General features: G+C 46.6%; 23 protein-coding genes and 2 tRNA genes. 15 read left to right on the top strand and 10 right to left on the bottom strand.

What is annotated here, in order from left to right:
• The first annotated feature begins 17 nt into the window (after nucleotides 1–17).
• The 3 genes from coaE to AB1L17_RS19495 all read left to right on the top strand — a co-directional run bounded on the left by coaE (nucleotide 18) and on the right by AB1L17_RS19495 (nucleotide 2,410).
• Nucleotides 18–626, top strand: coding sequence for a dephospho-CoA kinase (coaE, locus tag AB1L17_RS19505; RefSeq protein WP_412846785.1), 609 nt, complete (start codon nucleotides 18–20; stop codon nucleotides 624–626).
• On the top strand, nucleotides 623–1,186 hold the full coding sequence (locus AB1L17_RS19500; RefSeq protein ID WP_412846786.1) for a lytic transglycosylase domain-containing protein: 564 nt from the start codon (nucleotides 623–625) through the stop codon (nucleotides 1,184–1,186). The genes coaE and AB1L17_RS19500 overlap by 4 nt, the downstream gene beginning before the upstream one ends.
• A 177-nt stretch (nucleotides 1,187–1,363) precedes the next feature.
• Nucleotides 1,364–2,410 (top strand): glyceraldehyde-3-phosphate dehydrogenase, encoded by a 1,047-nt coding sequence (locus AB1L17_RS19495; RefSeq protein WP_412846787.1) that lies wholly within the window; start codon nucleotides 1,364–1,366, stop codon nucleotides 2,408–2,410.
• 69 nt (nucleotides 2,411–2,479) lie between these two features.
• Here the strand turns inward: AB1L17_RS19495 and AB1L17_RS19490 are convergent, their stop codons facing one another.
• Entirely contained in the window at nucleotides 2,480–3,610 is a 1,131-nt protein-coding gene (locus AB1L17_RS19490) for an HD-GYP domain-containing protein (protein ID WP_412846788.1), read from the bottom strand.
• 137 nt (nucleotides 3,611–3,747) lie between these two features.
• On the opposite strand from AB1L17_RS19490, the gene nrdR reads away from it, so the two are divergent.
• The 3 genes from nrdR to dnaI all read left to right on the top strand — a co-directional run bounded on the left by nrdR (nucleotide 3,748) and on the right by dnaI (nucleotide 6,782).
• The gene (nrdR, locus tag AB1L17_RS19485; RefSeq protein WP_012685137.1) at nucleotides 3,748–4,227 is read left to right on the top strand and encodes a transcriptional regulator NrdR; all 480 of its coding nucleotides are present in this window, start codon (nucleotides 3,748–3,750) and stop codon (nucleotides 4,225–4,227) included.
• A 155-nt stretch (nucleotides 4,228–4,382) separates the two neighbouring features.
• On the top strand, nucleotides 4,383–5,834 hold the full coding sequence (locus AB1L17_RS19480; protein ID WP_412846789.1) for a replication initiation and membrane attachment family protein: 1,452 nt from the start codon (nucleotides 4,383–4,385) through the stop codon (nucleotides 5,832–5,834).
• A gap of 15 nt (nucleotides 5,835–5,849) precedes the next feature.
• Nucleotides 5,850–6,782, top strand: coding sequence for a primosomal protein DnaI (dnaI, locus tag AB1L17_RS19475; protein ID WP_412846791.1), 933 nt, complete (start codon nucleotides 5,850–5,852; stop codon nucleotides 6,780–6,782).
• Here the strand turns inward: dnaI and AB1L17_RS19470 are convergent.
• Nucleotides 6,759–7,400 (bottom strand): YdcF family protein, encoded by a 642-nt coding sequence (locus AB1L17_RS19470; RefSeq protein ID WP_412846792.1) that lies wholly within the window; start codon nucleotides 7,398–7,400, stop codon nucleotides 6,759–6,761. The two genes, dnaI and AB1L17_RS19470, sit on opposite strands and share 24 nt — an antisense overlap.
• 202 nt (nucleotides 7,401–7,602) lie before the next feature.
• Here AB1L17_RS19470 and AB1L17_RS19465 point away from each other — a divergent pair, with 202 nt between their 5' ends.
• The 5 genes from AB1L17_RS19465 to AB1L17_RS19445 all read left to right on the top strand — a co-directional run bounded on the left by AB1L17_RS19465 (nucleotide 7,603) and on the right by AB1L17_RS19445 (nucleotide 12,881).
• Entirely contained in the window at nucleotides 7,603–10,200 is a 2,598-nt protein-coding gene (locus AB1L17_RS19465; protein WP_412846793.1) for an Ig-like domain-containing protein, read from the top strand.
• A gap of 169 nt (nucleotides 10,201–10,369) precedes the next feature.
• Nucleotides 10,370–10,445 (top strand) — tRNA-Ala (locus AB1L17_RS19460).
• Between the two features lie 403 nt (nucleotides 10,446–10,848).
• Nucleotides 10,849–12,009: a hypothetical protein gene (locus tag AB1L17_RS19455; RefSeq protein WP_412846795.1), complete on the top strand. Its 1,161-nt coding sequence runs from the start codon at nucleotides 10,849–10,851 to the stop codon at nucleotides 12,007–12,009.
• A gap of 44 nt (nucleotides 12,010–12,053) precedes the next feature.
• Nucleotides 12,054–12,135 (top strand) — tRNA-Ala (locus tag AB1L17_RS19450).
• A 257-nt stretch (nucleotides 12,136–12,392) separates the two neighbouring features.
• The gene (locus AB1L17_RS19445) at nucleotides 12,393–12,881 is read left to right on the top strand and encodes a DUF6022 family protein (protein ID WP_412846796.1); all 489 of its coding nucleotides are present in this window, start codon (nucleotides 12,393–12,395) and stop codon (nucleotides 12,879–12,881) included.
• A gap of 207 nt (nucleotides 12,882–13,088) precedes the next feature.
• Here AB1L17_RS19445 and AB1L17_RS19440 read toward each other — a convergent pair whose 3' ends face one another.
• On the bottom strand, nucleotides 13,089–13,832 hold the full coding sequence (locus tag AB1L17_RS19440) for a LytR/AlgR family response regulator transcription factor (protein WP_412846797.1): 744 nt from the start codon (nucleotides 13,830–13,832) through the stop codon (nucleotides 13,089–13,091).
• Nucleotides 13,807–15,519 carry a LytS/YhcK type 5TM receptor domain-containing protein gene (locus tag AB1L17_RS19435; protein ID WP_412846798.1) on the bottom strand — a complete coding sequence of 571 codons (1,713 nt, stop codon included), beginning with the start codon at nucleotides 15,517–15,519 and terminating at the stop codon, nucleotides 13,807–13,809. Before AB1L17_RS19435 ends, AB1L17_RS19440 begins: the two co-directional genes overlap by 26 nt.
• A gap of 300 nt (nucleotides 15,520–15,819) precedes the next feature.
• On the opposite strand from AB1L17_RS19435, the gene AB1L17_RS19430 reads away from it, so the two are divergent.
• Nucleotides 15,820–17,133: an MFS transporter gene (locus AB1L17_RS19430; protein ID WP_412846799.1), complete on the top strand. Its 1,314-nt coding sequence runs from the start codon at nucleotides 15,820–15,822 to the stop codon at nucleotides 17,131–17,133.
• Nucleotides 17,134–17,194: 61 nt separating this feature from the next.
• Here the strand turns inward: AB1L17_RS19430 and AB1L17_RS19425 are convergent, their stop codons facing one another.
• From AB1L17_RS19425 to AB1L17_RS19410, 4 genes are all read right to left on the bottom strand, one after another.
• Entirely contained in the window at nucleotides 17,195–17,947 is a 753-nt protein-coding gene (locus AB1L17_RS19425; protein ID WP_412846800.1) for an ABC transporter permease, read from the bottom strand.
• Nucleotides 17,940–18,860 carry an ABC transporter ATP-binding protein gene (locus AB1L17_RS19420; protein ID WP_412846801.1) on the bottom strand — a complete coding sequence of 307 codons (921 nt, stop codon included), beginning with the start codon at nucleotides 18,858–18,860 and terminating at the stop codon, nucleotides 17,940–17,942. Before AB1L17_RS19420 ends, AB1L17_RS19425 begins: the two co-directional genes overlap by 8 nt.
• A gap of 113 nt (nucleotides 18,861–18,973) precedes the next feature.
• Complete coding sequence (locus tag AB1L17_RS19415; RefSeq protein WP_412846802.1) at nucleotides 18,974–19,936, bottom strand: sensor histidine kinase; 963 nt, start codon at nucleotides 19,934–19,936, stop codon at nucleotides 18,974–18,976.
• Nucleotides 19,936–20,640: a response regulator transcription factor gene (locus tag AB1L17_RS19410; RefSeq protein WP_412846803.1), complete on the bottom strand. Its 705-nt coding sequence runs from the start codon at nucleotides 20,638–20,640 to the stop codon at nucleotides 19,936–19,938. The genes AB1L17_RS19415 and AB1L17_RS19410 overlap by 1 nt, the downstream gene beginning before the upstream one ends.
• A gap of 114 nt (nucleotides 20,641–20,754) precedes the next feature.
• On the opposite strand from AB1L17_RS19410, the gene AB1L17_RS19405 reads away from it, so the two are divergent.
• Nucleotides 20,755–21,363 carry a TetR/AcrR family transcriptional regulator gene (locus AB1L17_RS19405; RefSeq protein ID WP_412846804.1) on the top strand — a complete coding sequence of 203 codons (609 nt, stop codon included), beginning with the start codon at nucleotides 20,755–20,757 and terminating at the stop codon, nucleotides 21,361–21,363.
• A gap of 482 nt (nucleotides 21,364–21,845) precedes the next feature.
• On the opposite strand, the gene AB1L17_RS19400 is transcribed toward AB1L17_RS19405, so the two are convergent.
• Together AB1L17_RS19400 and AB1L17_RS19395 are read right to left on the bottom strand one after the other, a co-directional pair.
• The gene (locus AB1L17_RS19400) at nucleotides 21,846–22,376 is read right to left on the bottom strand and encodes an ECF transporter S component (protein WP_412846805.1); all 531 of its coding nucleotides are present in this window, start codon (nucleotides 22,374–22,376) and stop codon (nucleotides 21,846–21,848) included.
• Nucleotides 22,377–22,562: 186 nt separating this feature from the next.
• Complete coding sequence (locus AB1L17_RS19395) at nucleotides 22,563–23,138, bottom strand: NAD(P)H-dependent oxidoreductase (RefSeq protein ID WP_412846806.1); 576 nt, start codon at nucleotides 23,136–23,138, stop codon at nucleotides 22,563–22,565.
• 142 nt (nucleotides 23,139–23,280) lie between these two features.
• Between AB1L17_RS19395 and AB1L17_RS19390 the strand changes: the two genes are divergently transcribed.
• A complete protein-coding gene (locus AB1L17_RS19390; RefSeq protein WP_412846807.1) occupies nucleotides 23,281–24,300 on the top strand; it encodes an AraC family transcriptional regulator in 1,020 nt (339 codons plus the stop codon).
• A gap of 134 nt (nucleotides 24,301–24,434) precedes the next feature.
• Nucleotides 24,435–24,803: a DUF4180 domain-containing protein gene (locus AB1L17_RS19385; RefSeq protein WP_412846808.1), complete on the top strand. Its 369-nt coding sequence runs from the start codon at nucleotides 24,435–24,437 to the stop codon at nucleotides 24,801–24,803.
• Nucleotides 24,804–24,854: the final 51 nt, after the last annotated feature.

Here is a 24,854-nt window from a genome sequence, read left to right as displayed (position 1 = left end):
TCGACCAAGGGAGGAGGATGGGCATGATACTAGGGTTAACAGGCGGTATTGCCACTGGGAAAAGCACCGTGACAGGCATGCTGCGAGAGCGCGGAATTCCTGTCATTGACGCTGATCAGATCGCCAGAGAGGTCGTAGAACCAGGCAAACTGGCATATGAAGCGATCGTGCGCCATTTTGGACGAGAAATCCTATTGGAAGACGGTCAGATTGATCGGAAAAAACTAGGTGAGATCGTGTTTTCGGACGAGTCCGAGCGTCAAAAGCTGAACGCCATCGTCCATCCCGAGGTACGCCGAGTCATGCGGGAAGAGGCCGAAGCAGCGGAAGCGAATGGAGCCGAAATCGTCTTTATGGACATTCCTCTCTTGTACGAGAGCAAGCTTACGCACATGGTAGAAAAAATTGTGGTCGTTTATGCACCGTACGAGATGCAATTGGCGAGAATGCTGGAGCGCGACGAATTGGAAGAAGAACAAGCACGAAAAAGATTGCGGGCGCAGTTTCCGATTGATCAGAAAAAGCAGGAAGCAGATTTTCTGATCGATAATTCCGGCTCGCGGGAAGAAACCGAGCGGCAAGTAGAAGCGGTATTGGCTTCGATCCGGGCGGAGCGGCAATCATGAGCTTTGGCAAACGTGCAGCATTTATCTTGCTCATTTTAATGAGCGTATTACTGCTGCTAAACACGCCATTGGTGTGGAAATGGATGTATCCGATCAAGTATGAGCAACAGATTGTGACGGCTGCTTTGAAATATAAGGTAGACCCTTATCTCGTATTGGCCGTCATTCGTTCCGAGAGCGGGTTTGCGACAGATCGTGTTTCGAAAAAAGGTGCAGTAGGTCTCATGCAAATCATGCCGGATACAGCGGAGTGGATCGTCAAGGAGGCGGGCTTTCGCCCAAAGGACAGTCAATACTTGTACGACCCTGTCATGAACATCGAGATCGGGACATGGTATCTCGATTTTTTGCTGTCCCGCTATGATGGAGACATCGTCAAGGTCATTGCCGCCTACAACGCCGGTCCGGGAAAAGTAAACGGATGGCTTGCGAGTGATCAATGGGATGGAGAACGAGAGACGATTGAGGACATTCCATACGGTGAGACCCGCCAATATGTGCAGCGAGTGCTCTATTATCATGATCGTTACAAAAATATATACGACTTCCAATTACGTTAAAATAAGCGCTAATAAAGCCGTTTCTCTGTAAAAAAGAGGGCGGCTTTTGCTGTTATTTTGGGCATGGTAAAATGTCCAAATATTTATTTTTCAGTAAAACACATTGATAATTGTGTCATACTTATTATAATAAAAGTATCTGATAAGCGTAACTCAATTCGAAAGGGGTTTCTATATATGACAATCAAAATTGGTATTAATGGTTTCGGCCGCATTGGTCGCATGGTATTCCGCCGCGCTATCCAGGACCCCAACATTGAAATCGTTGCAATCAACGCCAGCTATCCAGCGGAGACGCTTGCACATTTGTTGAAGTATGATACGATTCACGGACGCCTGCAAAATAAAGTAGAAGTACAAGATAACAAAATCATCGTAGATGGCAAAGCGACAGTCGTACTGTCTGACCGTGATCCGCTGAAGCTGCCTTGGGGCGAGCTCGGAGTAGAAATCGTAGTGGAAGCTACAGGCAAGTTCAACAATCGTGAAGGCGCTGGCAAGCACCTGCAAAGCGGTGCGAAAAAAGTTGTCATTACAGCACCTGCAAAAGAAGAAGACGTAACGATTGTGATGGGTGTAAACGAGGGCATCTACGACCATGCCAATCATCATATTATCTCCAATGCTTCCTGCACAACCAACTGTCTCGCACCGGTGGCAAAAGTGCTCAACGATGCATTCGGAATCGAACAAGGTCTCATGACTACGATTCACTCCTTTACAAACGATCAGGTGAATCTCGACAATCCGCATAAAGACCTGCGTCGCGCACGTGCAGCTAGCGAGTCCATCATTCCAACGACTACTGGAGCTGCTCGTGCAGTAGGAAAGGTTCTGCCAGAATTGAATGGCAAGCTGAATGGTTTTTCACTTCGCGTACCGACTCCAAACGTTTCCGTTGTGGATTTGGTGATCAACACGAAGAAGCCAGTTACGCTAGAAGAAGTAAACCGTGTCCTGCGTGATGCGAGTGAAGGCAGCATGAAAGGCTATCTCGAGTTCTGCGACGAGCCGCTCGTATCCAGTGACTTCAATGGCAATGATCATTCCTCGATCATCGATGGTCTGTCTACGATGGTGATGGGAGACAATCAGGTGAAAGTGATTGCTTGGTACGATAACGAGTGGGGCTACTCCTGCCGTGTCGTAGACCTGGTTCGCCACGTATCCGAGCAGCACAATCAATCTGCAACCAAAGAAGCAGCTGCAGTTGGTGTAAAATAAGTAGAATAACCAAAACCCCTTTGCCGATTTGATTTCGAGCAAAGGGGTTTTTCGTTGCTTCGTTTGTAATTATGATGGAGATGATTCCTCTAAGGTAGTTACATTAAACAGATCATCATCTTCAAAGCCGACAATAAACAGTCGAATGTTTGCTTTGAGGTCGAGATCATAAGGGCTAGGAACGTCGTTTCCTCGGCCGTCTTTTAACACGCGTACAGTCGGACGATGCGAATAGTCTGGATCGACTCGACTCACTACCCCGACTTCACCGGTATTCAGAACGACGCTGCTTCCGATCGGGAAGATGGCAATGTGCTTGATAAATGCGTTCACGAGATGATGCTCGAACAACGTACCACCAGAGCCTAGCAGGTACTCAACGGCATCCTGTGGCATGTACCGCTTGCGCCATGGGCGTGGGGAAGTCAATGAGTCATATATATCACACAGGCCGACGATTTGTGCGAATTCGTGAATTTGCTTGCCGGATAATCCCTGTGGATAGCCGCTTCCATTCAGCCGTTCATGGTGCTGCAAACAGACGTGTGCAGACAAGAGTGAGATGTCATGCTGCTTTCGCAACAAGTTAAAGCCGAGCATCGTATGCTCTTTGGCGATTTCCTTCTCTTCGTCCGTCCAACGCTCCGTTTTTTGCAACAGCTCTTCAGGCAGGTTGACTTTGCCGATATCGTGCAGCATGGCACCAATCCCCAAGTTCATGAGCTGCGTGCGATTGTAGCCCAGAGACATGCCCACAGCAGTCGCCAGAACGGCCACATTCACGGAATGATGGTACAAGGATGGCGAATGAGTAGAGATCGTCGTCAAGTGCCCAACCATTTGCTTGTTTTGCATCAGGTCGTCCAATATGGAACTAAAGGCACGTTGAAAGTGAAGGCCCATTTCTTTTAAGGAGATTTTCCGGGCCAGTTTGTTTGAATTGGTAATTTGCTTGATCGTCTTCTCGATGGCTTCCACTGCAACTTGTCTGGTTTGTGGGCGAATCACTTCTTCCACAACGATGTCTTGGGTACGTGGATCATCGATGTACACCGAATCAACACCAGCTCGCTCAAGGCCAGCAATCAGGCGATCCGTTAAGAGCATACCTGTCCCGAGTAGCACCTTCCCATCATCTGTGAAGACCGTACGTCCCAATTTCATTCCAGGCTGTAGGTGCCTTAAAGATACTAAACGCATGACTATCCCTCCAACAGTACCATAATTGTACTCCATTCGACTTATGCTTTAAATAGGTACAAGGATTGACTTGACTTCTGATGGGAAGATGAGGGACACTGTAGACAAGTATTGTCAGTATTGGAGTTGATTCTGATATGCGTTGTCCATTTTGCGAATATAATGGGACTAGAGTCCTGGATTCACGTCCTTTCAATCATAATAAATCCATTCGACGCCGTCGTGAGTGCGAGGCTTGCGAGCGCCGTTTTACAACCTTTGAAATGGTAGAAGAAACACCTTTGTTAATTGTGAAAAAGGACGGAACGCGCGAGGAGTTCAGTCGAGACAAGATATTGCGCGGGTTGGTGCGCGCTTGCGAGAAGCGCCCCGTACCGCTAGAAGTGCTGGAAAATGTAGTGAACGACATTGAAAAAGAGCTGCGCAGCTGTGGACAAGCGGAGATCCCCAGCAATGACGTTGGGGAGAAGGTCATGGAGCGTTTATACCATGTAGATGAGGTCGCTTACGTTCGTTTTGCGTCTGTATACCGTCAATTCAAAGATATTAATGTATTTATGAAAGAGCTGGAGGAGCTTTTGGCACAAGCGCGGAACAGCTCGTTCCCAAAAGAATAAATAAACGCCTTACGCCAGTGACTTGCAACTTCTCTCTCACGCTCTAGCGGCCGATCCGCCAGGGCTTCTTTGGCTTTCCAGCTGATTTTTCCGCGATTGAATGGGCAGTCATGCTATAATAAGAGAATCGAATTTTGTCAGGAAGGAAAGATCTGATGCGTCGTTTAGTTTGGAACGAATTGTTGCCGAAGGATCGTTACCTGGTGCGGATGGCAAGACCAATTGGCTTTGCCGAAATGGGTTTCGTCACGCTGCTATACTTGCCGATCATCGGTGTCGAATCGTACGCTCTCTACCAACTGCTCGTCCATGGCGTGCAGGAAGTGAGCGGAGCCTCTACTGAGGGGACCCATCGCAGTTTGATGCTGACGACTTCGCTTTCTCTGGATCGGCTATTGGATGCGCGTGAACGTCTGGAGGCAATCGGGCTAGTCGAGGTGCGCCGCAGGGAAAATCAGCAGCGAGATTATTATTATGAATACTTGATCAAACCACCACTTAGTCCGGGAGAGTTTTTTGCAGACTATGTACTTTCTTTGATGTTGTTAAACAAAATCGAAAACGTTCGCTATTCGCAACTGCGCCAGCATTATGCAGATTCACTTGGCAGTCAGTTGGAGCAGGAATATTCCATCGTCGAAAACGTCACGAAAGACTTCCACGATGTTTTCCAGTCGTTGAAGCCATCAGAGCTGGAAGTGAAAAAAGGATCGGAGCGCGATCAGTTTTTGACCGAGATGGAGACCAACTTCCCACAAGCGCCGATGAAATCGGGCTACGAGGCACAAGTGAACCATTCGCTGAGTGTATCGTCCCTGCGCTTATACCTGCCGGATAATGCGGACTCCTCCAAAGTTTTGGAAGGCAAGAGCATGGAGCTGTTATTCTCGCTATGCCATTTCTATCAGCTGGACAGCTGGGGGATGGGGCAGGAGCTGCGTGATTGGACGTTGTACAAGTCGGATCGCAGTCTGGACGGAGAGGTGTTGCGCAAGCGATTGGTGCAGCGCTACACAGAAGACAAGCTGTATCGAGCAGTACCTGCAGCTGGTACGGCAGAGGATGGCTGGGGACCTGGCCGCTTGCCTGAGCCTGGCAGTGAAGCCTTTATCCGCGCTTGCCGCCAGCTATCTCCGGTGACCCTGTTGGAAAAGGTTGTGGGTGGCAGAATCAGCAAGGTGTTTTTGGAGCGGGCAGAGACGCTCGTATTTGCGGATGGGATGCAAGCAGAAGTCGTCAATGCTCTGTTGCTCCATACGTTAGCCAGCATGCAAATGGAGCTGCCGAAAGCGTACATGGAGACGATTCGCGATAGCTGGAAGGCCAAAAGGATCGCGACTGCTGACGAGGCAGTGAAGCAGATCGTCGAACGTGCAGACCAGCGGGCACAAACAGCAGACAAGCCAAAAGCTGGCAAGAAGGATAATACTCCTGTTCGACGGAATGGCCGGGCGATTTTGCAGGACAAGCTGCCTGCATCTGTTGAGTGGCAACTGTCGCAGGAGAAAGCCGCGACGGACGCTGAAAAACAACAGTCTAAGCAACAGTCTATTCAGGATTTTCCAGACTTGCAGAAAAGACTGGAAACCTTGCGAAAACGGAAATAAGGAGTGTGAGGGAACGTGGAATCTATCAGTGAGTTCATGCAAGAACTCGCCAAACGAACACCGCGTCAGTTGCTGACACCGGACCAGCAGCTAGATAAAATGTTCCGTTCGTCAACCTATTTAAAAGCATTTCAACAAGAGAATCCCGCGTTGACCAGGGAGGATTACCTTCGCTCGCTCTCCAGCATATATACGGCAGTCAAGGAACAGTATTGGTGTGAGCGTTGTCCAGGGCTTGGCGAATGCCCGAATCTGGTCAAAGGCCACAGCACCCAATTGGAGCTGGCTCACCACAATATCGTCAGCTCCATTACTCCCTGTTCCAAGCAGCTGTCACATGAGGAAGAGCTCCGCCGCCGCAGGCTGATGCGCAGCTACTACGTATCCGAAGAGACAATGAACGCGAGCTTCGAGGGCTTGGTCATTGATTCCGGCAACCTGTCTACGGTAGATGCAGCGATCCAGTTCTGCGAGAAAGTCGGAACTGGCGAGCGGGTAAAAGGGCTTTATCTTCACGGTCCTTTTGGCGTAGGGAAAAGCTATATCATGGGAGCAATCGGTCGCGAGCTCTCAGAGCGCAATGTCGCGTCCTTGCTGGTTTATGTGCCCGACTTTATCCGGGAAATGAAGGACTCGATCTCGGATCAATCGTACGCAGGGAAGCTGGAGCTGCTGAAGGAAGTACCTGTATTGATCCTCGATGATATTGGCGCGGAGAACCTGACGCCATGGGTGAGGGACGAGATTTTGGGGGTCATTTTAAATCAGCGGGCTAACAACCACTTACCTACACTGTTTACCTCGAATTACTCGTTGGATGAACTGCAGGAGCATCTGTCCATCTCCAACGGCAATCGGATCGAACAGACAAAGGCGGCCCGCATCATGGAGCGAATCCGCCACTTTGTCGATGTGTATGAGATTTTACGCAAGAACCACCGTTCCTAGTGCTTGTGTCCAGAGGCGAGAGAGCTCCCAATAAGTGAGGGCGAGTACCTCTCTCGCCCGATGGTACGGTCCAAACAGGATGTGTGACGTTGTCCCTACAGGTGAGGCGACAATGCCCAGTGATTCAGCCATGACCATCGCACGGGCCAAATGATAGTCGTGGCTGATGATCAAGGCGTCTTGTACATGATGCTCTTCCATGACCTGCTGGCCGTACAGCAGGTTTTCGTATGTGCTGGTTGACTTTGTTTCGAGTAGAATGTCCTCTTCTGGAATCCCTTTGGCAACCAAATAATTTCTGCTGACAGCCGCTTCCGTAATCGTTTTGCCTTCTCCAAGACCACCTGTGACTAACAGCTTCGATACATAGCCTTCTTCATACAGGATCACCGCCTGCTCCAGTCGTTCGCGCAGACCAGGACTAGGCCCCTCACCCCAGACAGCTGCTCCGAGGACGATGCCGACTTCTGCATGCCGAGCCTTGGCTCCCTCAATTGTCTGTTCGATGCGGTACCAGTTGTAGCCCGCCCAGATCACACCGAGCAGCAAGATAATCCCCATGCCTATCAAAATACCTCGCCAGCAAGGACGCTGTACCCTTGCAGTTCGATTTTTCATTCTTCAGATTCTCCCTTGTATTCGCTCTTTTATTAGGAAACTTTCTTTCATAACTAAGACGTATGAAAAGAGGTCTAGTTACAACGTTTGACATATGCCTGACATGAAAAACTAGTAAATTGTTTCTTGCTCTTTGCCGATATAGTAATGGTGGAATGGTTTCGAAGAACAGCAAATTTCATACTTGCGAGGGAGGCTAGCAATGTTATTCTGGAAAAAAACGATGCTCTTGTTTCTGGCCGTCCTGCTATTAGTGGGGACTGGAAACGCAGGGGTAGGATTGGCTGCCGATGAAATCAGCCGACTCGTTCTGTCCAAGAATGAGGTAACATTGGAAAATGGAGATTCTACCAAATTGACGGCTACCGCTATTTATGTGAGCGGAAAAACGGAAGACGTCACCGTCAAGACAGAATGGACGACACAGGACGCGAATATCGCTTCTGTTTATGCCGGACAGATCACAGCCAAATCGGTAGGGAAATCTACCATTACAGCTACTTACATGGGTAAGCCTGTCGTAGTGGGTGTGACTGTAACTAAAAAGGTAAAGGCACTGACAACAGAAGATCAAACGTTGAATGTAAGGATCGGCAATACGGAAAACGTAAAGCTGGCAGCTGTATACAGTGATGGGACAACGGAAGACGTAACGACCCAGGCAGACTGGTCCATCGACAATCCTGCGATTGCGACAGTAGTAAACGGGGCAATCAAAGGTCTGAATTCAGGAACAGGTACAGTGACAGCGAAGTTCGGCAGCCAGACGACGACGATCTCTGTCAATGTAGAGATTGCACACAGACTGGAGCCTAGCAAAAACCAGGTTTCACTCTTGTTGAACGGGGAAGAAAAAATCAAGCTCAAGGCTATTTTCCCGGATGGAAGTGTAACGGATGACGTTGCCGACAAGGCTGAATGGTCTTCAGATAATACAGCAGTAGCCGATGCGCTCAAAGGTAACATCAAGGCTTATGGAGCGGGTACAGCGACGATTACTGCGAAGTACGGAACAAAAACAGCGACGATCAAGGTCGATGTGGATACGACGCAAAAATTGGAACTAAACAAGCAAAACATCTTCCTGAATGTGGGAAAAACAGAAGACATCGAGCTGAAAGCGACTTATGCCAATGGTGGTGCATCCACTGTCGTGAACGACAAGGCAGAGTGGTCTTCCGATCGTGAGGACGTAGCGTACTACAGCAACGGCAAAATCCACGCGGTCAAGTCCGGTGAAGCAGTGATTACTGCGAAATACGGAAACAAATCCGTTCAAGTACGAGTAGATGTTGAGGTTCCTCGTTCCTTGTATATCGTACCTGCTTTCTTGACAATGAAAAGCGGGACAACGAAAGATGTGGTTGTAAACGCGTCCTTCGCGAATGGTACAAGTGAGGATATCACTTCTAAAGTAGAGTGGTCTTCGGACAATGCAGATGTCGTGTTTGCAAGCGGCAAAACCATATCGGCCTATAAGGCTGGAACTGCGAATGTAACGGCAAAATACGGCGGAAAAACAGCGACACTGGTTGTTGATGTAGACGTACCACAAAACTTGTCCGCGGATACCACGACAGTAGCAATCCCGGTCGGTGGCGCGAAGCAAGTGAAGGTAACGGCATCCTATCCAGATGGAAGCACTCCTGCTGAAGATGTCACACAAAAAGTGGTTTGGTCCTCCAGTGCTCCTAACGTAGCTAGCGTGCGCCAAGGCTTGATCACAGGTGTATCGACAGGTGCAGCGACCGTAACAGCTACATACGGAACACGCACAGTGAACATTTCCGTATCCGTTGGTGTCATGCAGACATTGACTGTGGACAAGAAAAAGATCGTGCTTGGCAATGGCAAGTCCGAAACGGTTAAGCTGACAGCAGCTTACGCAGATGGAACGACCAAGGATGTAACAGATACAGCGACATGGAGTACGGCTTCTGCTGCTGTAGCAGAAGTAATGAACGGCAAGATCACGGCAACGGGTGCAGGAAAAACGACCGTAACGGGTACCTTTGACGGCAAGTCCGTAACGATTGCAGTAGAAGTAGACCAAGCGACAAATCTCTCGGTCGACCCTCGCCTGCTGATCTTAAACGTCAACGAATCAAAAGAGATCAAGCTAACCGCAACAGATTCCGCTGGCGATTCGGACAATGTGACCAACGATGCAGAATGGTCCTCGTCCTCTGTAAAAGTAGCGGATGTAGTAAACGGCCGCGTAACAGGTCTCTCAAACGGACGTGCGACGATCACCGCGAAATACGGCGGCAAATCGATCAGCATCCCGGTAGAAGTCGGAATCGTGAGCAAGCTGGAAGCAAACAAGCGTTATGTATCTACGAAGTCGAACACTACCGTACAAGTGACCTTGACAGCTACGTTCTCAGATGGCCGTACCATGGATGTTACCTCTATGGCTGACTGGAAGACGAGCAACTACAAGGTAGCAGACGTATCCAAGGGCCTCATTACAGGACGCGCTTACGGAAAAGCGACGATTACAGCCAGATACAACGACAAGAGCGTATCCATCCCAGTCGATGTCGATACGTTGAAATACTTGAAGACAGATGTCGTCCAAATCGTCATGAGCAAGGGCGAAGTGAAGCAAGTGAATGCCATCGCTACTTATATGGATGGCTCTGAGCAAAATGTCACCAAGCCAGCTCTCTGGACAACGTCCCGCCTGTTAGTAGCCGATGTGAAGGACGGTGTGATCAAGGCGACAGGGTCGGGTAAAGCGACGATTTATGTGCAATATGGTGGGAAGAAGACACCGATCGTGGTGACGGTGAGATAGTAGATTGATAGGGAATAACAGGGAAGCCAACCGGTTGGGATCGGTTGGCTTTTTCTTTGGTTTTTTCAGCAGGGACGGGGATTTATCAGATTTTTTCGCTTGCAGTGTACGGTGGGCGTATGCTATACTGATTTCACTGAGGCGGTAAACGCTGGAAGTACTTTCATATGGGGCATTAGCTCAGCTGGGAGAGCGCTACACTGGCAGTGTAGAGGTCAGCGGTTCGATCCCGCTATGCTCCACCATATTATAGACACTAAACACTTGGATTCCCGAGTGTTTTTTTGTTTTATTAATTTATTTTTTTGCTGTTATTCTCTTTGCGCACAGTACATATTCTTGGAAGTAATTTTTGATTGGATTTTAGTTTGCTATCCTTTGTTCAAGTATTCTAAATTTTTGGAAATTAAAAAGCGCTCAGCAGAAAGTTAGGGCCTAAGCGACTATTTATGGTTTTATAGAAACAATAGGTCAGCATAGTATATACGCATCTTGATGAATCTAAGTGAAAACATGGATAATACAAAGTTATTCTTAGAGTTTCAACTTCTGAACATATACTTACATGGTAGAATAGGGATTAAAAGGAAGGTTACTCTACAAGATAAAAAATTTACCAGATAAATTGACGAAAGGGTGTTTTTTATCATGATGTTTCAAGAATATAATGACGAAAAGGGCTGGAAAAAATACTGTATAATCATTAATGGAGAAACATTAGATATTACAAATACATATGTTAGCAGTCTTAGGGATCGTGTGTTTAGTTTGCACTCGTATGATTATGAAGATTCGTTGAAAATTGCTGATACTTATTCATTTCGAGAATTAGTATTCAATAATTCAATAGTTAGTTATATATCAAATATTTCTCTTTTCCTTCCAATTGAAGGGGTGGAGTTCAGTGATTATTTAAGAATTATATCGGAAAATGATACTAAGCTGAGAGTTTGTCATGAATTCAAGATAGATGACTTTGAACATTGGAAAAAGCCTTGGAGTATCGCGGAATATGCTAAAGTTATGAAAGAGTTTACTACAATGAGAGGACTTTCTTGGGATGAAGATGAAGTAATTACAAATGGATTCTCAATAATTTGGGAGATTGATAATCTAGATATGAAAGTGAGAGATTTCTACGAACGGAGTTCTCCAATTGCACGAGAGATTCATGATCAATCTATTGTTATTTTAAGATCGCAATCTAGCCCAAATACGTTGGTAAGTTTATTTAGCTTTCCTGAGCATATTAAAATCGCTTGTGAGCAATATTTGTTATTTTTTGTTACTTTTTTAAAAGAAATTGGAATTAATGCTACTGGAGACTTAGTTCATCAAGCTGGAGATGTATTATTTTCTATTACCCCAGAATCAAAAGAAATTGCACTTGAACAAATTCAAAGAGCCTTACAAATCTATCTACAATTACCTGAAAATCCTGCTTTCCAAAATTATCAACTTACAACTAATGATATGAATGTTCAACAACTAATTGCAACAATCCAACATTTTCAATCACAATTAATGTTTTATCAATCAATGTTGCAATTACAGCAAGCAACAATTCAAGCACAACAATCGACAATCGATGTATATCTGAAAACAATAGGTGCTTCTCATGTGAGTAATAACATTCAGCCTATTTCAACTTATGTTAAACAAATTTCAGATGGGCAAAAGGTTGAGGATAATATTAGCTTTTTAGGCGGTAATGTTTCGCTCACAAAATACCAAGGGAATGGTTTTGAAATCGATCTTCCTCGATTATATAACTTGGTTAAAGAATGGGTATTTAAAAAGAAAAACTAATAACGGACTGAGATTCATATGATGAATGTAATCGAATCGTTTTTGGGGCTGTTAACTTAACCACCGCGGGAGAGCGCTACACTGGCAGTGTAGAGGTCAGCGGTTCGATCCCGCTATGCTCCACCATATAGGAACTACAGAAACGGCAGAGATGCCGTTTTTTATTTTGATTCAAGCGCTCATCAAAAATCTCTCCATCATTTTTTTGAACTCATGGTTAACTTGTGATCCTCACCATTTCAGCACATCATTCTTGAACATGAAAAGCCGTATAAGGTTTTGTGGAAAAATTCGCTGTTTTACCCTTTATTTTCTGCCTAACCTTCCAATTTGCTTGCATGTTATACAATGAAAGCGAATTGAGAAAAGGGAGGCGTATGAAGATGAGTAAACATTTTCCAACTTTCCAAATTGAGATGACGATCGAAGAAATCGGTGCGGAAGGCAACCGATATATTGCTTCTGAATGGAGATCTTTGTACGAGTCGATGCACGAACAATTGACGGCTGCTTTTCTTGAAATCGAGGATGCAGCTTATGGTCTTTTTTTGGATCAATTGATGCCTGCCGTGTTTGACAGGCTGGTAGATGCCGGATTTGTGGTATCGGAGACACTCAAGGAGGACGATTTTGTCATCGGCAAAAACTTGATTTTTCGAAACTCGCTTGAAAAATGGGGCACGGAAGACAACAGATCACGAGTATTCTGGAACGTTGTCCGAAATCAGCAAGGGCAGCCTATTGGAACTTTGCTGACAGAAATCCCCCACTCTCATCTGAAATTTGATATCCCGCAAGCTCCAGTCTTATATACATTGCAGGAGAGCGTCAAGGAGCAGATTGTCCAAGGAATTCGGCAACTCAAGGAGTAGGAGATGCGGCGACACTAATCAAAGCGGGAGACCGCAACACTGGCAGTGTAGAGGTCAGCGGTTCGATCCTTCTAAGCTCCACCATACAAGTAACTACGGAAACGGCAGAGATGCCGTTTTTTCTTTTTGTAATATGCCGCGCCTCTCTGAAAAAACGGAGCGAAAAGATAGTATCATCCCGCTCCGTCCATCCTTCTTTCCCCAAACTCACAAATTCATCAAACTGCGAAACGCTTTTATTTTCCCTCTACTAACAGGAATCTCCGTCTGACTGTCATCATTCATCTTAATCAAATACGTATTATTAAACCAAGGAATAATTTCTTTAATATGCTTCACGTTCAATATATAGTTCCGATGACTTCGAAAGAAACATCGGGACCGGTTCAAAATCTCCTCCAGCTCATTTAAGGACAAGTCGCACTTGTCGATACTCTCTTTTGTTGCAATATATAAATCTCTCTCCCGTACAAACGCAAAGAAAATCTGCCCGACAGGGATCGGGATGATCTTGTTGGTCTTCCGGATGCAGACATGCTCTTCCATCGGGGGAACCGTTGCGGTGCGGTCATTCACGGCTGATCGGTTCCTCAGTGTCCTCACTTTTTGGATCACATCGTCCAATTTCGATTCCATGATCGGTTTGGTCAAATACCCCACAGCTAGCGTGGCAAAGGCCTCCAGAGCGTGTTCATGGTAGGCAGTCGAAAATACGATCATGGGGGGATTGGACATCTGATTCAATGTTTTGGCAAATTCAAGCCCATTCATCCCAGGCATCTGAATATCAAGCATAAGCAAATCAGGCTCAGAATTGATAATATGGGGCAATGCTTCCAGCGGATTGGTATAGATTGCGTCCACATGGATATCAATATATTTTTTCAGCAAATATTCCAATTCGGAACAAATGGCCAGCTCGTCGTCAATGATGATCGTTTTCAGGAGCATCTGGATGCACTTCCTTTTCAGATTCGGATAACGGAGCGACAAAGGATACGACTGTTCCCAAACCAGGCTTGCTTTGAATCGTGAGGCCATATTTTTTGCCATAAATGGATCGAAGCCGTGAATGGACATTGACAAGGCCGATCCCCGTCGATTGGCTGTTCCAGATTTCGGACAAACGCTCTTCGCTGATTCCAACTCCATTGTCTTCAATGCTGATCTTTACTTCACGGCCGTAGGGTTCCACTCGAATCGTGAGCAGACAATCGCTGATTTTTGGAAAAAGACCATGGTGAATGGCGTTTTCCACGATCGGCTGCAAAGTCAGGACAGGCAATTTACGCGAAAGCATTGATTCGTCGATCTCCATGTTTACCTTTAATCGGTTAGTAAATCTGACCTTCTCGATTTCCAAATACGACTTGATTCCGTCCAGTTCTTCCTGCAAGCTGTGATGATTTCCCTTGCTTTTCAAGTTGCGCCTGAAGATGTCACTTAAATGACCGATTAAGTTTCTCGCCTGATCAGGGTCTGTACGACAATAGGACATAATCGTCCCCAAGGTGTTGAACAGAAAATGCGGGTTGATTTGTGCTTGCAGGGCGCTCACTTCGGCCTGCTTCCGCATTTTCGCCTGATGCTCGATCTCCGCCAGTTCAATTTGGACCGACAACAGCTTGGCCAGGCCGTCCACTAGCTTCTCGTTGGTCTGGGTCGACTTTACGGAAGAGGATTTATAGTAGAATTGCAGCGTCCCTATTTTTTGGTTTTGATGATACAACGATGCGGCGATGATCGATTTTAGGCGAGGTGGACGCGGAATAGCAAAATCTTTGTCGCACCATACCCCTGCAGAGTGGGTCACAACAGCCTCCGCTACTTGTGCGCACAGCGTCTCTTTTTGCAAATGATTCTCCAGTTCATGGCCGATTGCGCTGAGCAGCTTTTCGCGGTCGGTAATGGCGACTGCATCCACCCTGGCCATTTCACGGATGATTTCAGCGGTTTTTTTCGCAGAATATTCATTTAGCCCCGTCCGCAGATGAGGCAACGTCTGACTTGCGATCGACAAGGCCAGGTTGGCTCCCAATGCGCCGGACTGGTCTTGCATCATTTTTAGATTTTGGAAAACGCGCGTGAAGAGCAGCAGTCCTGCAATGGTCATAATCGTGGTCGGGATCGCGATTTTTACTTCCAGTTCGAGTGCCGCAGAAAAAGGCTTGGCCATGAGAAGCACCAACACTTTTTGAATGAGCTCGGCTGTAACGCCAATCAGTACGATATGCTGCCATTTCAGACGCAGCATATTCATTTTTGTACTTACGATCCCCGCCAAGTAGCCGTTCAGTACGGTCGAGATGGCACAGGCGAATGCGGTAAATCCGCCTATTGAATAGCGATGAATGCCTCCGATAAGACCGGCAAAAAAGCCGACGACTGGCCCCCCGATCAACCCGCCCGCGACGGCACCGACAATGCGCGTATTGGCGAGTGCGTCATTGACACGTACCCCACTCTCCGTTCCGATTACCGACAGGAACCCGAACAGCGTAGAGAGGATCACGATCCGCATCCAGTTGTTTTTCCCGTAGACGATGTTCCGAAAGTAATCCAGTTGGCCGATGATAAGGGCGATGACCGCGATTACAGAGATATTTTCAAGCAGTCCCAGCAGCATAGTGATTGTCATAACAGGCCCTCCCTATGAAAAAGGGTAGCCCGATCCGGTCGAAAAATCAATGTAACTCAACTGGGTTTTTTGGCAGCTCGGATGCTGTTTTTGCACATCTGGAAGTATTCGATAGATTCTAGCAAAACAAACAACTTAGAATAAAAACAGTTCTTCGAGAATCCATCCGGGTAGAGATGTAAACCCTTTCAAAGTAAACGAAGCGCCATCATTCTCAAGATAAGGTATTGGTACATTTGAAAGCGGTTAAACTATCCCAATTGCGAATGGATTCGGGTCAAACATAAGGAGGGTGCAGCAATGAAGCCATCGAGTGATCGTGCAAATACGCGGCGCATCACAAGCAACATTTTTAAAGGTTCACTGGGGAACCTGATTGAGTGGTATGACTGGTATGTATATGCAGCTTTTGCGGTGTATTTCTCGTCTCAGTTTTTTCCAAAGGGTGACGCTACCAGCCAGTTGCTGAATACTGCTGCTGTTTTTGCTATCGGATTTTTAATGAGACCGATCGGGAGCTTGCTCCTGGGTCGATACGCTGACCGTCACGGTCGTCGTGCCGCGCTGACGCTGTCTGTTACCATCATGGCGGGTGGTTCTCTGGTGATTGCAGTAACACCAAACTATGACACTATCGGTGTGTTTGCTCCTATTATTCTCGTTCTTGCCCGCTTGCTCCAAGGTCTTTCGCTTGGGGGAGAATACGGAACATCTGCAACGTACCTGTCCGAGATGGCTGCGAGTGGTCGCCGAGGGTTCTATTCCAGCTTCCAGTACGTTACGCTGATCAGTGGACAATTGCTGGCACTGGGTGTGCAAATTATCTTGCAGCAAATGCTCCCGGAAGAAGACATGATGGCATGGGGCTGGCGAATTCCTTTCATCATCGGAGCATTTGGCGCAGTAGCTGTGTTGTGGCTGCGCCGCAGTATGGATGAATCGGAGCAGTATACCAAAATGGAGTCGAAAAACAAGGAGAAGGCGGGTACGCTTCGCGAGCTGATGAAGCATCCGAAGGCGGTACTGGCAGTCGTCGGTCTTACGCTCGGGGGAACGATCGCCTTTAACACCTACACGACCTATTTGCAAAAATTCATGGTGATTACGGTCGGAATGCCGAAAGAAGTAGTCAGCTGGATTAACTTTACCGCATTGCTCGTATTCGTCGTCTTGCAGCCGCTTGCCGGTATGCTGTCTGACCGGATTGGACGGCGACCGTTACTGATTGGTTTCGGTGTTCTTGGGACATTGTGGACCGTACCGATGTTTTTGCTCCTGGAACAGACGACTAGCCCATATGTCGCTTTCCTGCTGATGCTGTCCGGTCTGATCATTGTTACCGGCTATACGTCCATCAACGCGATTGTGAAAGCAGAGATGTTTCCTACCGCGATTCGCGCTCTGGGTGTAGGCTTTCCATACGGGGTGACCGTTGCGATTTTTGGAGGAACAGCAGAATTCATCGCGTTATGGTTCAAGAGCATCGGGAACGAGTCTCTCTTCTATTACTATGTAGCAGCTTGTATTGCCATAAGCCTCCTCGTATACTGGCGAATGGATGAGTCGTCGAAAAACTCCAAGATTGAAGCTGAGCTGAATTCTGCAAAGGATTAGCATGCCACGCTCGTTTTCAATTTTGAAAAACACGCTAAATCAGCGTGTTTTTTTCTATATATCAAGACCCGCTATGAACCTCTGCTTTCGTGTAAAAGAGCGCATTGAGAATAAAAAAGACGACAAAAGCAATCCCATTCGGATAGAGCGCGTGTAGAACGTCTATATGCACATTGGCTTTCATCAAATCAAGCAGGTGTACTATCATCGAACCAAACGGCAAATAACTAACAAAAACAATCTGCTCAGGTGTATGTCCCTCAACACCCTGAATCGCCATCATGTTCGTCAAAATCGCAATGATCCCTAGAACAACCGGGGGAATATAGCTTCTTCCGATAATTCCGGCGGCCATCGTGAGCGGGATTAACAGGGCATGGAGTGAAAACATCCATACATAAGCCTTTGTATGCTTCCAAAAGAAGTCGCTCGGGATGGGGTGGTCGCCGATGATACTACCCGAAAGCCAGATCAGTACGTAGTTGATAAGAAAAATAGAAGCAGTTAGCAAGAGAATCACGATCATTTTACCTATCAAAATGGTTACACGACTTTGGGGATAGACGAATAATTGATTCACGGTATTCTCTGTATATTCTCTAACGACAACAAAACCAGCGATCAACGCCAAGAGCATGGGACCAATCATCACATTGAGAAAAAGCAAATTATTGATAAGCAGGTTATTCCAATCCATATGTGGGAATTCACCTACAGTCGTAATGCAGACGGGAAGCAATCCGCCGATAATGGTTAGCCAAATAATGTTGGAGCGTTTTAATTTCAACATCTCCGTATATAGCACATTAAGCATGGACACTGCCTCCTGTCAAAGTAAGAAAATAATCTTCTAATGTTTCACGCAGCATCGTAATTTCTGACACGTCTACGTCATTCTCAATTAGCATTCGATTCATCGCGGCTGAATCGGAAAGCCTCTCAAACACCCTGATAACACCCGGAAGAGGAACGGAGTAATCGTAGATTCCTAGTTTCTGCTCAAGTAACATCGAAGCTTTCCGTTCATTGTTTACTTTGAACTCCACACAATGCCTATTTTTCATTTGAAGCTCTTGCTGCGCGATTTCCTCGACTAGCTTACCTTTGTGAATAATGCCTATAACCGTTGCCATCTGCTGGATTTCACTCAAGATATGACTGGATACCAAAATGGCGATATTGCGCTTCGAAGCAAGCTCAATAATGAGATTGCGCACTTCTTTGATCCCAGCCGGATCGAGGCCGTTGGTCGGTTCGTCTAGAATTAGCAGTTCTGGATGGTGAAGGAGGGCGCGTGCGATCCCGAGTCGTTGTTTCATCCCAAGTGAAAAACTCTTCACACGCTTGTTACGAGCATCCAGCAAGCCAGCTTGAGCGAGTGTTTCTTCGATGCTTTCCTTGTTGCCAATGCCCATCATACGGCGGTGAATGTCCAGATTCTCAACCGCGGTCAAATTTGGATAAAAACCGGGAATTTCAATCATCGACCCGATGCGCTCCCACGCAGCTTTTCTCCCTGAGCTCAAGTTCTGCCCGAAGAGCTCGATTTGTCCTGCACTCGGATGAATCAACCCCATAATCATGCGGATGGTCGTCGTTTTTCCTGCGCCGTTTTGCCCAAGGAATCCGTAGATTTCGCCTTTTTTTAACGAGATATTCATCTGATCGACCACGATATGGTCTTTATACCTTTTCGTCAGTCCATTCGTTCTGAGAATGTAATCCACGCGAATCTAACCTCCTAAAAATAGTACAAAGCTAAGCTTCACCACTTTCGCAAGTCATCTCGTGGTTAGGATTCATCTTACAAAAAATGGCTTACATTCGAATGAACGGTTTCTTACGTTTCTCTTACGTTTTCAGAAGGTTCATTGCTCTTGGATAAGCTGAAGGAAAAGGTAGTTTTCTCGTTTTTCACGCTTGTGACGACGATTGTTCCATTTTGCTTCTCTACAAGTTTTTTGACGATGGGCAGACCTAGGCCATTGCCTTGCTGGGTAGCATTTCGAGCAGCTTGCCCTGTGTACAGTCGCTCAAAAATATGCGGCATTTCCTCCTCAGAAATCCCACGACCTTGATCCCATACGTCTACCCAGACCGTATCTTTTTCTTCACGAACATGAACGCCAATCACGCCGCCACTCGCTCCATAACGTAGCGAATTGGACAATAGGTTGTTCAATATTCTTTCCATACTTTGTGCATGGCCAAGTACAAAGACGGGATGTTCTGGATAGTGAAGCTGTGGGGTGATCTGTAAGCGTTGAAAGGAATGGTAAAAAGAGAGGAGTGCCTCTTGGATTTTGTCGATCATATCCACCTTCGCAAGGGGGAGAGGTGTATCATCTGTCTCTAGTTTGGCTAGTTCAAAAAAATGGCTGATCAATGTCTCTAATTTCATCCCTTTAGCAGAGATGATTTGTAAGTATTTCTCACGAGTAGCTTCCGCCAATGTTTGATCGTGTTGCATCATTTCCACATAGCCGAGGATTGCTGTCAGTGGAGTGCGCAAGTCGTGGGAAAGATGAGCGATCATTTTTTTGCGTTCACTTTCGAGTAAATGAAGCTTCTCGATGTTTTGCTGGAAGTCGCCGATCAGACGATTGATGCTTGCTCCGAGCTGATTCATTGATTTTCGTGTTGTCGGGATGCGAATGCGCTGGTTGATGTCGCCTTGGCGTATCTCTTCGAGGCGGGCACTCACTTTGGCTACTTGTCGATTGATTTGCCAATGTCGGAAGAGCAGAAGAGTACAGACGAAGAATAATAGGAAAGTGATCAATAGGTGAAGGTAGGCAGACATTAATGAGTCCCCTCCCCAAGCTTGTAGCCGATACCCCAGACGGTTTGAATGTAGAGCGGTTGGGATGGATCCGGCTCAATTTTCGTGCGCAGACGGTGAATATGTACCATGACCGTATTTTCGTCTGACAGGGATTCTTCTTTCCATACGGATTGAAAAATTTGCGCCTTGGTGAACACGCGAGAAGGATAAGAGAGGAATAGCTTCAAAATTTCAAATTCCTTAACAGTAAGGGGAATTTTGTCGGTGCCGGAAGTGACTTCATAGGTGTGGAGGTTAATGACGAGGTCGCCATGGGTAAGGATTGATGGGCCATCTGCTTTTTCCTGTTGATTGAAATAAATATAGCGACGAAGCATCGCTTTCACTCGCGCGGACAACTCACCAAGGCCGAATGGTTTGGTCACATAATCGTCTGCACCTAGCCCGAGCCCGATGATTTTGTCTACTTCCTCACTTTTGGCGGAGAGGATGAGGACCGGGATGTCTTTTGTTGTCCGCAAGCGACGGAGAACTTCATAACCGTCGAGATCAGGTATCATCAGATCCAAGATGAGCAATTGAAAGTGCTCCTGGGAGATGAGGTTCATTGCTTCCTGACCGTTATAGGCGGAGATTGTCGTATAGCCGTCTTTTTGCAAAAAAGCGGTCAATAACTGGTGAATTTCCCGATCATCTTCCACGATGAGGATTTTGGGAGTCATCTAACCTACCTCTTCCTATTTTGGATAACCACATCTTACCACAGGAGAACATTGCTTTTGACCACTGATCATTTTATAATGAGTAAAAACTCACTCAAAAAACGAGGTCGTCCAATGCCCCGCACCAAAGAACAATATGAACAAATGCGCAACGCGACAAAACAGAAGATACAATCGGCTGCCATGCAGCTGTTCGTTCAAAAAGGATTCGGGTCTACGAATGTCCAGGACATCGCGGATACGGCTGGAATCAGCATTGGACTTTTGTATCGGCATTACAAATCAAAAGAAATCTTGTTTGACGAACTGGTGGACTACGCTCTTGCAGGCATGAGTAAAAACATTGATTTTTTCGAGTCGGGTGTTTCGCCCAAACAACTAATGGAACAGTTTGTGAATGAAATATACAACGACATGATGACAGGCGAAGAGTTTGCGAATTTGCTGATCCTGATGGCGCAATCGTTTCAATCGGCAGGGGGAACAAGCGTAAAACAAGACGAGGTCGCACGGCTTAGCGACAACATGTTTCGCGCTACAGCCAAGCTGATCAAGAAAGGGCAGGAGCTTGGCGAATTCCGTTTGGGGGACCCGGATGAAATGGTCGTATTTTTCTATGCGACACTTCATGGGCTAGCTACGATGAAATTGATGATCAAGAACAGCTTCACGATGCCTTCACCCTCTATCCTCACTTCTTTTCTGTATAAGGAAGGAGAATAACCGTGCATTTTACAGTGATCAGGGCGGACCAAGTAGCATTCGATGCAAGGGAGCAAATGTCCCGGATTTTTGCAGAGGGCTTCACACAGTGGCTTGGCTTTTTTTCCAAGGATAAACAAACCATTGCAAGAGCTTTTGCCCACATGTTCGCTTTGAATCGATTTTATGTAGCAGTAACGGAAGATCGCAAAGTTGCCGGAATGGCTGCATGCTCAGACGCTAATGTCCCTTCGGTAAAACTGAATCCAAAAGAGCTGCGAAAGCACTTGGGGCTTGTAAAGGGCACACTCGCCGGACTCTTTTTGAAAAAAGAATTTGAAGCTACGTTGGCTGACCCTTCGCCTGTTAAAGGCTCCATCGATTTTGTCGGAACCGCTCCTGAATTCAGAGGGCAGGGAGCGGCAATGGTGATTATCCGTCATATCATTGAAATACGAAAAATCGCTCAAGGGATAGATGGTCCTCTGAGCGATTTCTCTGTTTTAGCCTTGACCAACAATCTTCTTCAAGCGTCCTACCAATGGGATGACAATTACAGCGGCTACTACCACTTGCAGAACGTTCCCAGGAATGGAGCCGAATGGCTGTATCCAGTTCCCGTACAGGATCACTTCAACAAAGTAGTATCCCACGATTTTAATCACCAGTGCAGCGACAACTGCCAGTGAGTAAACAACGACGCGATTGCCAGGCATCTTCTCGGCGATGAGTCCGGCTACATAGCCCATTGCACCTACGATAACGAATGTAAACGGTGCCCAGGCAGTCCAGCCAGAGATCAGGTCGAAGAGGCCCATTCCGAAAGCGCCTGCGATGGCTCCTGTTTTTCTGCCATACACAAAGGCAGCGATTAAAAGAGGAACGTTACCGAGATGGATGAGGCCACCGTTACCCATGATCGGGAGTCGTAAATTGATGAACATGGTGGCTGCGAGAGTAAAAGCGATAAAAAGTGCGTTGATGACGAGGGTTTTCGTCTTTGTTGCTTTTCTTGATGAAAGTGTAGAATCCATCTGATAGCCTCTTTCTTTTTTTATTATCTATCATACTCAGAATTAGATAGATAATAAATACACTTCGTACTATTAATTTGCCTAGGAAATCATTCCAGTGATAATGTGAAAAGGGACAGCGCGGGGATATGCTTGTGTTTTTGTTTTAGCCGGTTGAGAGTGGTTCGGCTTTTTTCATCATACCGCTTAGGCAAATCTCGACCCAAGCAGACGCACTTTCTCCAGCCACTTCTTGCGCTTTACCTCCGACGCAGCATTCACCCCACTAATCTCCGTAACCTTCACAGGCTTGATCCCGCAAAACTTCAATATGTTGCGTTTCATCACGAGATGTCCGGCTTGCCAGTAGATCAATCGGTTGTACCAAGATGGGGTATCCATGGTCACAATCACATGCGCGGTTTTGCCCGTTAACAGCTTATCCCAGAGTGGCGAACCCTCCCGATATTTATAGGCGAATCCTGGTAGTAAGACACGATCGAAAAAACCCTTTAAGATAGCTGGCATGGTGCCCCACCAGGTCGGATAGACAATGACCAGATGATCCGCCCAACGGATGAGGTCCTGCGCTTCTTTTAAATCATCCTCCAGCTCCATTCTTTTCCGATATCCGTACTTCAAATTTGGGTCGAAAGAGATTTGGCTCAAATCAATGGTGCGAATCTGTGCTGTCTGGCCTGCGGCTCCTTTTATATAAGCGTGTGCCAACGCAGAGCAATAGCTCTCGGGATCTGGATGTCCGATGATAACGAGAATGTTCATTTTCTTGTCCCCCTGTAGAGTTGATTCCATAACCGACAGATCGTGGTAAACTGAACTGTATTCAGCATATCGTGTGAAAGGGAGCAGATGAATGCTCGAAAGCGCATAAATGTTGTGGATTCACGCAAAGGAGGTGCCGTACTTGGAAAATGCGCAAGGGTTTGCGATTTCGATGGTGTATCCGATTATGAAGACAATTACTCACAAGAAGCTTGATTTTGAGCGTTTTTGTGACCATATAGCTTTCGACAGTAGCTTGCTAAAAGATGTAGAGGCGCACATTGCCGAAGCGGAGCTCGAGCGTTTGATGAAGGCAGCAGCCATTTATACGCAGGATGATCATTTCGGATTGCATCAAGGGCAGTTAACCGACATTGCCGATCTGGGCATTCTTGGCTATGTCATGATGCATTCGGAGAGAATCGTCGATGCATTGAAGGCGTATCAGCGGTATCACGTGATTCTTTGCAGCGGGTACGAGCTGAATTGGGAGGAGCGGGGGAACGATGTTTTCCTGCGGTTTCATAGACAAAGCCCTGGGAGCGTGTCTCGACATTGCATGGAAGATATGGTCAGCTCCTTGTATCACTTGATCGTCCGTATGAGCCATCGCGCCATTCCGCTACAGGCGATACAATTCACACACGACGCTACGGCCGATATCGCTCCTTATTTGAATCTGTTCGGAATGGAGCCTTACTTTGGTGCAAAAGAAAATGGACTCTTGGTAAGCAAAGAAGTTTTGCAATACCCGATTCTGTATTCAGATGTCCGGCTGCGTAAAGCTTTTGAACCAATCGCGGAAGAAATTAGAGAGAAGCAGATTAGAGGACGGGAATTTTCGGACCGTGTGTTTCAATGGATGATGGGATGTATGCCTGCGGCTTTTCCGAGCTTACAGCAGACAGCCGCTGCTTTTCATATGAGTACGAGATCCCTGCAAGCCAAACTAAAGGCAGAGGACACTTCCTATCATGAATTGTCCACGAATGTCCGCAAAGAAATGGCGATGGGGTATTTACAGCAAGCGGAGCATTCCATCGGAGAGATTGCGTACCTGCTGCATTTTTCAGATCCAAGCGCCTTTCAAAATGCTTTTAAGAAATGGACGGGGCTGACACCGGGGCAATATCGGATCAGTCGCCAAGCACTTGCCATGTAACGATGTGTTTTGATTACGGCAATAAGACGACTTCCGAGTGGCAAGCATTCCACCGGTAAGGGGCGAATACAACCGATACATTTGTGAGGATTACGTAAGCAAGTTTACTCATGGATAAACGAAGGAGGATGGATATGAAAATTAAGAAGGTAGAAGCAGCCGGGGGAAACATTGCGATCTTGAGTGGAACCGAGGTATTGATTATTGATGTGCAGTCCGCATTGGACCTGATCGCAACCGTACATTATGAAGCAGACAGTAATCGTATCATTCTTAACAAATCACTGATTAACGAAAGCTTTTTCGATTTGAAAACACGCTTAGCAGGTGAAATCCTTCAGAAGTTCATCAATTATCGCGTGAAAGTGGCGATCGTCGGAGATTTTTCGGTGTATACAAGCAAAAGCTTAAAGGACTTCATCTATGAATCCAACAACGGAAACGACATCTTTTTCTTGCCGACCGAAGAGCAGGCGATCGAGAAGTTAAGCCAGGTGAAATAGAGATGAACTCTTTTTTGCTCGTACCGGTTCCTGTTACGAATGCGTACGTTT

The organism is Brevibacillus jepli (assembly GCF_047229145.1).
Taxonomy (GTDB): Bacteria; Bacillota; Bacilli; order Brevibacillales; family Brevibacillaceae; genus Brevibacillus.
This window is presented reverse-complemented; position numbering and strand designations above follow the sequence as displayed.

Bases quoted from the DNA above. Each gene is read 5' to 3' on its own strand.
- coaE (WP_412846785.1), top strand. From the start codon at position 18: ATGGGCATGATACTAGGGTTAACAGGCGGTATTGCCACTGGGAAAAGC.
- AB1L17_RS19500 (WP_412846786.1), top strand. From the start codon at position 623: ATGAGCTTTGGCAAACGTGCAGCATTTATCTTGCTCATTTTAATGAGC.
- AB1L17_RS19495 (WP_412846787.1), top strand. From the start codon at position 1,364: ATGACAATCAAAATTGGTATTAATGGTTTCGGCCGCATTGGTCGCATG.
- AB1L17_RS19490 (WP_412846788.1), bottom strand. From the start codon at position 3,610: ATGCGTTTAGTATCTTTAAGGCACCTACAGCCTGGAATGAAATTGGGA.
- nrdR (WP_012685137.1), top strand. From the start codon at position 3,748: ATGCGTTGTCCATTTTGCGAATATAATGGGACTAGAGTCCTGGATTCA.
- AB1L17_RS19480 (WP_412846789.1), top strand. From the start codon at position 4,383: ATGCGTCGTTTAGTTTGGAACGAATTGTTGCCGAAGGATCGTTACCTG.
- AB1L17_RS19470 (WP_412846792.1), bottom strand. From the start codon at position 7,400: ATGAAAAATCGAACTGCAAGGGTACAGCGTCCTTGCTGGCGAGGTATT.
- AB1L17_RS19465 (WP_412846793.1), top strand. From the start codon at position 7,603: ATGTTATTCTGGAAAAAAACGATGCTCTTGTTTCTGGCCGTCCTGCTA.
- AB1L17_RS19455 (WP_412846795.1), top strand. From the start codon at position 10,849: ATGATGTTTCAAGAATATAATGACGAAAAGGGCTGGAAAAAATACTGT.
- AB1L17_RS19445 (WP_412846796.1), top strand. From the start codon at position 12,393: ATGAGTAAACATTTTCCAACTTTCCAAATTGAGATGACGATCGAAGAA.
- AB1L17_RS19440 (WP_412846797.1), bottom strand. From the start codon at position 13,832: ATGCTCCTGAAAACGATCATCATTGACGACGAGCTGGCCATTTGTTCC.
- AB1L17_RS19435 (WP_412846798.1), bottom strand. From the start codon at position 15,519: ATGACAATCACTATGCTGCTGGGACTGCTTGAAAATATCTCTGTAATC.
- AB1L17_RS19430 (WP_412846799.1), top strand. From the start codon at position 15,820: ATGAAGCCATCGAGTGATCGTGCAAATACGCGGCGCATCACAAGCAAC.
- AB1L17_RS19425 (WP_412846800.1), bottom strand. From the start codon at position 17,947: ATGCTTAATGTGCTATATACGGAGATGTTGAAATTAAAACGCTCCAAC.
- AB1L17_RS19415 (WP_412846802.1), bottom strand. From the start codon at position 19,936: ATGTCTGCCTACCTTCACCTATTGATCACTTTCCTATTATTCTTCGTC.
- AB1L17_RS19410 (WP_412846803.1), bottom strand. From the start codon at position 20,640: ATGACTCCCAAAATCCTCATCGTGGAAGATGATCGGGAAATTCACCAG.
- AB1L17_RS19405 (WP_412846804.1), top strand. From the start codon at position 20,755: ATGCCCCGCACCAAAGAACAATATGAACAAATGCGCAACGCGACAAAA.
- AB1L17_RS19400 (WP_412846805.1), bottom strand. From the start codon at position 22,376: ATGGATTCTACACTTTCATCAAGAAAAGCAACAAAGACGAAAACCCTC.
- AB1L17_RS19395 (WP_412846806.1), bottom strand. From the start codon at position 23,138: ATGAACATTCTCGTTATCATCGGACATCCAGATCCCGAGAGCTATTGC.
- AB1L17_RS19385 (WP_412846808.1), top strand. From the start codon at position 24,435: ATGAAAATTAAGAAGGTAGAAGCAGCCGGGGGAAACATTGCGATCTTG.